This is a genomic window from Candidatus Hydrogenedentota bacterium (assembly GCA_012523015.1).
Taxonomy (GTDB): Bacteria; Hydrogenedentota; Hydrogenedentia; order Hydrogenedentales; family CAITNO01; genus JAAYBJ01.
In genome coordinates, this window is record JAAYJI010000184.1 from 1 (window position 1) to 10,202 (window position 10,202).

8 protein-coding genes are annotated in these 10,202 nt (G+C 49.1%); 5 read left to right on the plus strand and 3 right to left on the minus strand.

Going from position 1 to position 10,202, the window contains the following annotated elements; translation table 11 throughout:
* Positions 1 to 166: 166 nt before the first annotated feature.
* The gene (gene ispH, locus GX117_08200; protein ID NLO33320.1) at positions 167 to 1,108 is read right to left on the minus strand and encodes a 4-hydroxy-3-methylbut-2-enyl diphosphate reductase; all 942 of its coding nucleotides are present in this window, start codon (positions 1,106 to 1,108) and stop codon (positions 167 to 169) included.
* A gap of 445 nt (positions 1,109 to 1,553) precedes the next feature.
* On the opposite strand from ispH, the gene GX117_08205 reads away from it, so the two are divergent.
* The 4 genes from GX117_08205 (at position 1,554) to queG (ending at position 5,660) form a co-directional block, all read left to right on the plus strand.
* Positions 1,554 to 2,534 carry a dihydrodipicolinate synthase family protein gene (locus GX117_08205; protein ID NLO33321.1) on the plus strand — a complete coding sequence of 327 codons (981 nt, stop codon included), beginning with the start codon at positions 1,554 to 1,556 and terminating at the stop codon, positions 2,532 to 2,534.
* A gap of 89 nt (positions 2,535 to 2,623) precedes the next feature.
* Positions 2,624 to 3,028 carry a hypothetical protein gene (locus GX117_08210; GenBank protein NLO33322.1) on the plus strand — a complete coding sequence of 135 codons (405 nt, stop codon included), beginning with the start codon at positions 2,624 to 2,626 and terminating at the stop codon, positions 3,026 to 3,028.
* Positions 3,029 to 3,073: 45 nt separating this feature from the next.
* Positions 3,074 to 4,666 carry a hypothetical protein gene (locus tag GX117_08215; protein ID NLO33323.1) on the plus strand — a complete coding sequence of 531 codons (1,593 nt, stop codon included), beginning with the start codon at positions 3,074 to 3,076 and terminating at the stop codon, positions 4,664 to 4,666.
* Between the two features lie 55 nt (positions 4,667 to 4,721).
* On the plus strand, positions 4,722 to 5,660 hold the full coding sequence (gene queG / locus GX117_08220; protein ID NLO33324.1) for a tRNA epoxyqueuosine(34) reductase QueG: 939 nt from the start codon (positions 4,722 to 4,724) through the stop codon (positions 5,658 to 5,660).
* Here the strand turns inward: queG and GX117_08225 are convergent.
* Positions 5,645 to 6,466, minus strand: coding sequence for a hypothetical protein (locus GX117_08225; GenBank protein ID NLO33325.1), 822 nt, complete (start codon positions 6,464 to 6,466; stop codon positions 5,645 to 5,647). The genes queG and GX117_08225 overlap by 16 nt on opposite strands.
* Before the next feature lie 116 nt (positions 6,467 to 6,582).
* Between GX117_08225 and GX117_08230 the strand changes: the two genes are divergently transcribed.
* On the plus strand, positions 6,583 to 8,598 hold the full coding sequence (locus GX117_08230) for a hypothetical protein (protein NLO33326.1): 2,016 nt from the start codon (positions 6,583 to 6,585) through the stop codon (positions 8,596 to 8,598).
* 38 nt (positions 8,599 to 8,636) lie between these two features.
* Here GX117_08230 and GX117_08235 read toward each other — a convergent pair whose 3' ends face one another.
* Complete coding sequence (locus GX117_08235) at positions 8,637 to 9,944, minus strand: Nramp family divalent metal transporter (protein NLO33327.1); 1,308 nt, start codon at positions 9,942 to 9,944, stop codon at positions 8,637 to 8,639.
* Positions 9,945 to 10,202: the final 258 nt, after the last annotated feature.

Sequence of the window (10,202 nt, forward strand, 5' to 3'; positions counted from 1 at the left end):
AGCACAGAAATGATTATTTTCGAATGGCTCCGTGTGGCAGGAACAGAGGAATTTAAAAAACTGCTGCCCCTAATCAAATCATGAGCCTATCCGCTGCAACAGAATAAATAAAGTCTCACAATGTGCTGCTGCTCGAAATGAAAAGATCTGCAGTCTTCACGTGGCGCTACTCTACTTCGGGCGGCAAAGTGAAGTGTACGTCCTCTTCTACCAAGATGCGTTCTTCCACAACACAATCGCGTAGGTTGCGCAATTGATCAATGACCCCTTCCACGAGATACTCCGGCGCAGAGGCTCCGGATGTCAGAAGCACTGTAGCCGCGCTGTCCAACCATACAGCATCTATCCCTTCCGCATCGGGGATCAGATGAGCCGGTTTCCCCAGTTTCAGCGCAATGTCTCTCAATCGACAGGAATTTGCACTTTCCGGATCGCCCACCACAAGCACTAAATCCGATTCCGGGACGAGAGCCATGATCGCCATCTGACGGTTACTCGTGGCATAACAAATATCCGGCTTGCGCGGTGACGCAATGTTTGGAAAACGAAGGCGCAAAGCGGCAACAACTCCCGTACAATCGGCGATGCTCAGCGTAGTCTGGGTGATATAGGCGACTTTGTCCGGATTCTCAACGCGCAGAGATTTGACATCTTCTTCCGTCCGAACCAGATGGATATGATCAGGTGCCCAGCCCAGCGCGCCCAAGGTCTCATCATGCCCGGCATCACCAATATATAAGATGGTATAGCCTTGCTCTGCGTAGCGGCAAATTTCTTTATGCACTTTTGCGACGAGTGGGCAGGTCGCGTCGATAATATGCAAGTTACGGCTGCGCGCCTCGTCCCAACATGCCGGAGACACGCCATGGGCGCTGAACAAGAGCACAGCCCCCTCAGGCACATCACGAATGGCTTGCACAAACACGGCGCCTTTCTTGCGCAGCTCTTCAACGACATGGGCGTTGTGTACGATATGTTTTAAAACATAAACAGGCGGCTGATGTTTTTCTAAGGTTCGCTCAACAATTTTGATGGCACGATCAACACCGGCGCAAAAGCCGCGCGGTTTCGCCAGTAATATACGTAAAGATGGTTTGGTACTTTTCATAAGCGATTCTCACAAGCTCATTGTTCTTTTCGAATGTTGCATTGTAACAGGATTGAAGAAATGAACAAAAAGAATCGCAGCGGAAAAAAAATGGGAATGGCCTTTTTGAAATAGTTCTTTCCCAAGCATACTCGCTTTGATACAATTTCCAATGAGCCCTTCCATAAGACTATGCGTGAGTCAATCGGCGGACCAAGAAAAATCCTTGAGTACCCTGCGTCAGCCGAGACTTTTTTAAAGAAAAGGAAGCATTTCGAGTTCCAATCCAAGGGTGTTGTTAGAAGCAGGGTATCTTGTGGCATTATATGGAGATTACGTGATAGGGCAATTGCCCTCTTTTGGCTAGATTTTTCATGTCCTCCGATTCCGGAGGCAATGCGCATCCCTCTATTGGAGGCTATGCGGTTTTGTTTGTTTTATGATAGGACACTGAGGAGAAAAAAGAATGAAAGTACCTGATTTTGTGGAGGGTCCCATAGCCCCCATGTTCACCGTGTTTCAAGCGGACGGCAGCCTTGATGATGCGGGCCAGCGCCGATTCCTTGATTATCTTTTACAAAGCGGATCGATAAGTGCTTATTTTATCCGTTCCGGCATGGGGCTTATGTACACATTTTCGAAGGAAGATACGCGCCAGCTGACGCGTAACGTGTGTGCTCATATAAAAGGCAGCGCCCCTGTCCTCGTCGGTTGTAACGGCATTTGGGACCGGAATTATGATAAACGCCCCGATCCGAAAAACTACGTGGAAGAAAGCGTTGAACTGGGGAATTTCGCTTTGGAGACTGGCGCTGATGCCGTGGTTTACACCATGCCCGAGGCCTTGGTTCCTAAAGAGGGCCAGTCCCATCAGGCGCTGATTGAAGGTTTTTTTACTGACGTGTGTGCCCGAGTGGATGGGCCCGTTTTCGTCTATCAACCGCCTAACACCCATAAAGATTATGAGGTGCGCCCTGAGACCCTCGCCAAAATTGCGGCAATCGATAATTTTGTGGGTGGGAAGTTTTCCACCTCCGACGGCTTCTACATGTATGAATTGATGCGCGCCACGCGAGAGCAGGAATTTGCTTACATCATGGGACATGAATGTATTTATTACGCAGGATTGACACTGGGCGCTACGGCGGTCATCGGTCAGGGCACTATACTCCATCCGCAGTTGTTCCATGCAGCTTTAAAAGCGTATCGTGCCGGAGATTGGGCAGGTGTATTAACGGCTGAGGATGCCATCAATCGCTTGGTCGTAGGTATCGGCAAGCCCGTGGATTTCCTGAAGCGCTATGCTAGTGACCAAGGATTCGATGTGCCTCTCTATAGCCGTTCCCAAAGCAGTAATCCCTATATGAGCGACAGTGTACCCCTTACGGATGAAGAGTACGCACGATTTAAAGCGATCTTCGAAAAAGAAATGCAGCCCTATCTTTAAGCGCCGTGCTATAAAAAATTGCGTCTTGAAGGATGCCTATGTAAAAAAACGTGTCGACCTTGAATAACGCCAAGAAAAGGAGTGACTTCATGGCTAAGCGCCTTGTCCCCTCTCTGCTCATCCTTGTTTCGGTAACAGCGATGTTTTCCGCCCAAGCGGCAACGATACTCCATGTAGCCACAGACGGGAACGACGACTGGTCCGGTCTGTTGCAGCAGGCAGATGCGAAGGGCGCCGATGGCCCGCTGAAAACGCTGACCAAAGCGCAGGATCGTGTACGAGAACTCAAAGAGTCAGGTATGCCCGAAGGCGGGATCAGAGTCGAATTGGCACCGGGAACTTATGCACTGACCGAGCCGCTTGTATTGACTCAGGAAGACGGGGGTACAGCCGATAGTCCCGTACGCTATGCCGCTTCAGAAAAAGGAAGGGTCTATATAAGCGGCGCCGTGACAGTAGATCAATTCGTGCCGGTTACGGATCCCGTCGTATAGGCCCATGTCGACGAAGCGGCAAAAAGCTCCCTGCTCCAAGCGGATTTGAAGGCTTTAGGAGTCCGTGATTTTGGATCACCTGATGACGGCGGTATAAAAGTCTATTTTCAAAATAGATCCATGACGCTGTCGCGCTGGCCCAACACCGGATTTACCACCATTGAGACGGTTGTTGTTGAAGATGGTCACCAAATTCATGGGATCAAGGGCAGCCAAACGGGTCTGTTCACCTATGCCGGCGATCGACCTTCCCGATGGATTCATGAAAAAGATGGATGGCTCCATGGCTATTGGTTTTGGGACTGGTCAGATCAACGTCAGAAAATTGCCGACATTGATACCGCCCGCTCGCGCATCCGAGTCGAGGAGCCTTATCACAGCTATGGCTACCGACCTGGCCAATGGTATTACGCCTATAACATGCTGTGTGAGATTGATGAGCCCGGCGAATGGTATGTAGACCGTGAGCTGGGCATTCTTTATTTTTGGCCCCCCGAGCCTGTGCAGCCCGGCGACGTGCAAGTGTCTGTCAGCGATCAACTCATGATTCTCAATGATGTGGAATCGCTGCAGCTGCACGGTCTGGTTTTTGAAGGCGCACGGGGGCTGGTCTTGGATATCAATGAAGGCTCCCATGTGGGCGTGCTCGCCTGCACCTTCCGAAATAGCGATGAGGCGGTTCGGATTGTGGGCGATAAGGCGCACCGTGTGTTCGGGTGTCATCTGTACCAATTGGATGGAAAAGGAATTGCTGTGACCGGCGGTGATCGGGAAAGCCTCACTGCCGCCGGGCATGTCATCGAAAACAATCACATCCATGATTATGGACTGTGGAATCGTATGTATTGCCCGGCTGTATGGATGAACGGCGTGGGCAATCGTATCGTTCATAATTTGATCCACGACGCGCCCCATTCCGCTATTATCTTCGGCGGCAACGACCATGAAATTCATTTCAATGAAATACATCATGTCTGCCTCGAGTCCAATGACGCCGGCGCTATCTATTGCGGCCGAAATTGGACCATGCGCGGGACGACCGTGAAGCACAATTATATACACCATGTGCTGGGGTATTTGGATAAAGGCTGTATGGGCGTGTACTTGGATGATATGTATTGCGGCACCGTGATTGAAGGCAATGTGTTTTATAAGGTGTGTCGGGCAGCCTTCATTGGCGGCGGCCGCGATTGTTCCATCCTCAACAATATTTTCATTGATTGTGACCCCGCTTGCCATGTGGATGCGCGGGCTTTAGGCTGGGCGCATCAACATGCTGACGATTGGATCATCGAAGCGGAGACAAAAGAGACCTTGTCGGGTATTCGCTATAAAGAAGCGCCTTATAGTGAGCGCTATGAAGGGCTTGCTTCGATATTGGATCAGGAACCGAAAGCGCCTGTTGGAAACAGCATTCGCAATAATATCTGCGTTGGCGGTACATGGGCTTCTATTGAGAAAAAAGCTGAGCCTTACCTGGTCACGGAAAATAATATGATCGATAAAGATCCACATTTCGTGGATCGGGCCGGACACGATTTTCGATTGAAAGAGGATTCACCTGTCTATGCCCTCGGTTTCGAAAAGATTCCTGTTGAGAAAATTGGCCTGTATACCCATGTTGATTGTGCAGACTAATGCAACTCCCATGCTATGTTAATCTGGATAGTATCAACGGCATAAGGATGGTGATGTGGATCAATTAAGTGCAGCGATCAAAGCGAAAGCTTTGGAGCTTGGTTTTTCCGATTGTCGTATCGCTTCTACCTCCGAAGAGACTGACGATGGCTTCAATCAATGGGTCGATCGAGGCTACTATGGAAATTTAAAATGGATTAAGCATAGCCGGGAAGTTCGGCAAATGGTACGCTTGAAATTGCCTCAAGCATCTTCCGTCATTGTTTTAGCATGGAATCACCATGATCCTGAAAGGGCCGCCACCCAGCCTGCACTGGGAAAAATAGCCCGTTATGCGCAACATCGGGATTATCATCGCTGGATACGGCGACCGCTCAAAAGTTTGACTGCGTACATTAAAGAGATGGTACCCGAATCCCAATGCTATGCTTCCGCCGATAGCGGTGCTGTGCGGGAGCGAGCTTGGGCGGCACGGGCAGGGATGGGATGGATCGGAAAGCAGGGACTGATCATTCATCCCCATTTCGGCAGCTGGTTCCATCTTGCCACTATCTTGACGACCGTAAGATTGGCGCCCGATGACCCCATAGAAAATCGCTGCGGTGATTGCAATCTCTGCGTCGAGGCTTGTCCGACAAAAGCCATACTAGAGGGACCTCTGGTCGATTGCCGCAAATGTATTTCCTATCACACTGTCGAAAATAAAAAGAAGGCTCCCGACGATATCTTAGTGTTTAATAAGGGCTGGGTTTTTGGCTGCGACATTTGTCAGGAGGTGTGTCCATGGAATAAGCGTTCTGATTTGGTTGCTGCACAAACAGATCAAACGGAGACGATTTTGCCCGCATTGTCTGCGTGGGAAATGCTCTTCCTTTCAGAAGAAGAATTTAAAGCAATTTATGGGGAGACGGCATTGACGCGGGTCGGGTATCCTTGTTTTCTGCGCAATGTGGCAATGGCTTTGTACCACGGGATCTCTCAAGGTTTGTTGTAGACAATTCCAAAAGGTCCGGGTGCAAAGCCGTCTTCTGTGTTGGTCTGCAGATGATAGTGCCCGTAAGAGGAATTATAGAACTGTATAATACGCAGCAGCTCAGCGAAAGAAATACTCCAATCTTCCGGACTATAGTCGCCATCGTGGGGGGCGCAGTCTGTGGAACCGGTGCCCGGCGCAAACCCATCAACAGCAGTGCCGTCACAATGATAGCTTTTGAGATTGTAGAGCTGTACGACGCGTAGTAATTCCTCTAAATCGATGCTCCAATCGCCATTGGAATCAGCGCTGTGCGGCGCATGTGCATCCAAAACAGTAATCGTGCCGCTGTTACCGGTGAGGACGCTTAACTGCTCGTCTTTATTTGAGCCTTGAACTTCCTGTACTTCCAGAGAAAAACTATCATCGGGCAGAGCGTCTTCATCCATCCAAAGCAATAGGGTTCCTAACGCGCCGTTGGGAATTTTGTCATTGCCGCCGAAGACACAAAAGGACAATTGATCTTCAACAATTTCGCAATCAAGTTTTTTGCCTGCATCTGCCAAGGCCGCCGCAGGATGCAGCGAGCCTAAGGAGATTTTCCATTCGGGGACTGAAGCACGAACCAGCAATACGGTTAGGGGTATCCCCAAAGGTCCTTCATATGAAATAGATACAAGGAAGGGCGCACCGGGCGCAACGGAGGCCGAACTTAGCGAAACACTTGCTGCCCCCATAGCGGACACCTGTATGAAGAGTAGAAAGACGACGATAGCGCTTTTAAAGAATAAGATGGGATGGCGATTCATACTCAGACTGATACTCATGTTATGATGATAGTTCTACAAAAAAATCAGTATATCACGTTCGATTGTATGCGGTAAACAAGATCTTGCTGCTCATGACCGGGCGGCATAACCTAAGAGTAAAGAAGATAGTGGTCATGGATAGAATTGCTATAAAAAATGGGGGCACCCCTTCGGCGCGTGCCTTAGGTGCTCAATCTGCTTTCACAAAGTTGCTCATTCTCTGCTTGCTGTTCTTTGTCTTTTCAGGAGTCCGAGCCGAGGATCAGCCGGAGCCCGTGGAAGAATACCGATCTATAGTGACTATGAATACTTTTGCCGAAGGGGGCAAGGACAGTCTGCCCGACGGTTGGAGAGTCTATAGTGGTGACAATTGGCGCCATGCTGAGGAAGCGGCGCCGGAGAGCTGGTCGCTAGATGAAAGCGGTGTATTTCACATCCATAGCACGCAACCCTTGTCTCTCGTTTCTCCAGTCCTATCCCTTGACCCCGACCTTATAGCTCTGTCCGGAAGTGTCATGGCGGAAGGTGTGGGTTCTGCCCAAGCAGGTCTAGCTTGGATAGACGCAGCCGGTGAAACGGATGACGCGATGTTTCGTGAATCTCCCGGATCCGCTGATGATAATCGCCGTTTCAATCTTTCTGAGTCTTTGCGGCCGAAAGATGCAACGGCCTTGCGTATTGTGTTGGTTTGTGCGGCAGACGACGAAAAAGGCTTTGGATGGAAAAGCCTGCGTTTAAGCGGTCTTTTCCACTATGTACCCAAAATAAAGCTTTTTTATAATCGCGTTGGCTATGAAGAGGAAGGTCCGAAACGATTTACTGTTTGGAGCAATTTTCAAGCAACAGAAACAAAATTCGTACTCAAAGATATGATCGATACCGTGGTCTTTCAATCGTCTCTCGGCGACGCCACGCGTATTGTCGGCATTGACGGTTCCGCTTGGACCGGTTTTTATTATCAAGGTAATTTCTCCGATTACGAGGAGGAGGGAAGTTACCGTCTGGAGATCTCAATAGATGACTTTGATGTGCTTGAAGCGCCCATAGAAATCGGATTTAATCTTTTGTGGGAAAAAGCCTTCTATCCCGTTGTCGCAGCTTTTCAAAGACATCGCCCGGAGAAAGCGGCAGCAGAGGAAGACGGACCGCCCCAACTGTGGCACGATCCGGGCTTGAATAGCATGTCCGATGCTGAAATGCTTTGGGCGCTCGTCTATTCTTGGAGTATTTTGCGCGTTCCTTTTGCAGGTAGTCCCGCCGTTATCCTACTCGAAGAGGAAGCACGATATGGCGCGCAATCCATTGCTCAATGGGTTGCCGCCGATCATGAAAAAGCCCTGCAGGAACATCCTCAATATCTGTATTATCTGAATGCCTTGAGTTGCATGTCAAAGTACTTGGATGCAGATACGACCATAGTTAACGTGGCGAGGCAACTGCTGGACAGCGCCATCGAAGACGGCAAGGACGGGGCATGGCTCTTCTACGCCTTATTGGATTTTTACGTGGCTACCGAGGAAGAAGCGTATTTGGATTACGCCGCCGCCATTGATCCCGGGCCGGTGCTGGATCGCATTGAACCTTTATTAGAATATGAATCTCAGGGCATGGCGGCAGTCACGATTGCATTGACCGGAACGTTCAATGATAGGATGGAAAAGATAATGGCGGCGTCAAATAATCCTTTCGGACTGATTGAGTCTCAGGAAAAAGACGGGCGCGGCTATTTTCTATGGAAGACGGAAGCGGAAGATCCTTGCTTGGGAAACAACACGCGAATTTTAGAGGTCATGGAATCAATCTTCCATGCCTTTCGCTACACAGCACGCAAAGATTATCTCCGCCTCGGATTTGATCAGCTGAATTGGATTCTCGGTAATAATCCCTATGGTCTTTGTTTGGTCACCGGATTGTGCGATGAGAATCCGCCCCTATGGATTGACGGCGAAGGGACGGACAATCCACCGCCCGGGCTGGTTTTGCATGGTATTGGTCCCAAGTCCGCCGATAAAGATATCCCCTATATTGCCGTGGATTTGTCGGAGCAGCCTCAGGAAAATACCAACGGTTATTCCTTGGCGAATAATGCGCGGTATTTACGTGCTTTGGCGAGTCTCAAGCGTATTCCTGTGGTGCGCTCCCGAAAATAAGGCAAAGGGCAGCGAAAGACAAGTGCTCGGATTTAGCCTTAAATTATGGTGAACCGCAAATAAAGATTCCACAGCACACGGAGCGCCAACAGAAGCACAATCAGCAGACCCACACCGCCAAAGAGATTGGTCAAAAGTCGGTTGCGATGTTTTCCCAATAATTTGTGTTTGTTGGCAAGCCACAATAAGGTGCCTGCCATTAGCGGATTACCGACGACCGTTAAGGCTTGTCCAAAAATCATTAGATTGACAGGCGGTATCTTTTTCCACAATCCTATGGCTGCCATTATGAAGCCGCCGGAGAGGACTAAAATCGTAAACATGCGCGGCCAAAAATCGCCCATCTTTCCGGGAAGACCGGCGCCGTCGGCAAGGGCTGTACCCCCGATCATGGCGTTGATCAAAAAAGGATTCAACGCTACAGGAAGCAAGCCGATACAAAAAATAGCAAAAGCCATAGGTCCCAACAAGGGTTTCATTGTACCTGCAAGGGCTGCAATATTATTGGCAGGCTGCCCCGGTATCACGGTGGCTGCAGTCGCCATTATCATCAGACTGATGAAGGTGAGCACGCCAATGCCTGTAATCGAATCGATTACGCCGCGGTCATAATCGCCTTTGGTCCACCCTTTTTCATAGACAAGATTTCCTTGGAAAAAAGCGCCCGCCACGGAAAAGGTGGTACCGAATAGAGAGGCAATTAATATCAGCGGATCGACGATAGCGCCGTCCTCGATTCTGGGAATACCTAAAGAGAGACCTTCAGGACGGCTCGGAATAAAGCCCCGAAATTTAGCGATAAGATTGGGGCGTGCAAGGAAAAGATTGATCACAAAGGAAAGGAGCACAACACCCACCATTACTTTTATTATTTTTTCTAAAACATGGTATAGTTGCTTGCCCCGGAAGAGAAATAAAATAAGCACAAGATTTAGGATGCCCATGCTCAGAATCTCCGCATGAAGTATATATTCTTCAGGCACTAGAGATCCGGCAATGAGCGCAATGGCAATATTGTTGGAAAATTGGAAAGAACCACAGGTAAAGCACAGCACAGCGCCCATGACGAGAGCAAAGGTACGCCCCGTTTCCTGTCGAAGTGTATTAAAGTGACTCTGACCTGTCACAACGGCAATGCGCGCGGACATGGTCGTAAAAACGCCCATGAAGATGCCCGTGAGCAGTAATACCCAGAGTAACTCGTAGCCGTGGGTAGCGCCTACATTGGCGCTGATGACGAGGCTTCCGGGTCCAAAGACCACGCAAGCAGTAATCAATGCCGGACCAAGGGATCGCCACCATGCGACTTTTTGTTCGGGAACACTGTTTTGTATATTACCGCCCATAGGCTCCTCCTTTGCCGAAAAGATAAAATGCCAACATTAAATGTGATAGCGTGAATCCAAATCAGGTAATCATGAGTCTAACTTGTACAATAGGCTATCACAAGACACTGAAAAGGACAAAAGAATTTTATTTGGTTAGCACTTTGAAGTAGGTTGCCGATGCAAAAGAAGTATTCTATATTGATTCATCAATAAATCGTATATAATATAGTTTCCATTCCATTTTAAATGCTAGAGAACCCTAATCCAGGCAAAAGG

Coding starts and splice junctions, on each gene's coding strand:
- GX117_08205 (NLO33321.1), top strand. CDS start 1,554: ATGAAAGTACCTGATTTTGTGGAGGGTCCCATAGCCCCCATGTTCACC.
- GX117_08225 (NLO33325.1), bottom strand. CDS start 6,466: ATGAGTATCAGTCTGAGTATGAATCGCCATCCCATCTTATTCTTTAAA.
- GX117_08230 (NLO33326.1), top strand. CDS start 6,583: ATGGATAGAATTGCTATAAAAAATGGGGGCACCCCTTCGGCGCGTGCC.
- ispH (NLO33320.1), bottom strand. CDS start 1,108: ATGAAAAGTACCAAACCATCTTTACGTATATTACTGGCGAAACCGCGC.
- GX117_08235 (NLO33327.1), bottom strand. CDS start 9,944: ATGGGCGGTAATATACAAAACAGTGTTCCCGAACAAAAAGTCGCATGG.
- GX117_08210 (NLO33322.1), top strand. CDS start 2,624: ATGGCTAAGCGCCTTGTCCCCTCTCTGCTCATCCTTGTTTCGGTAACA.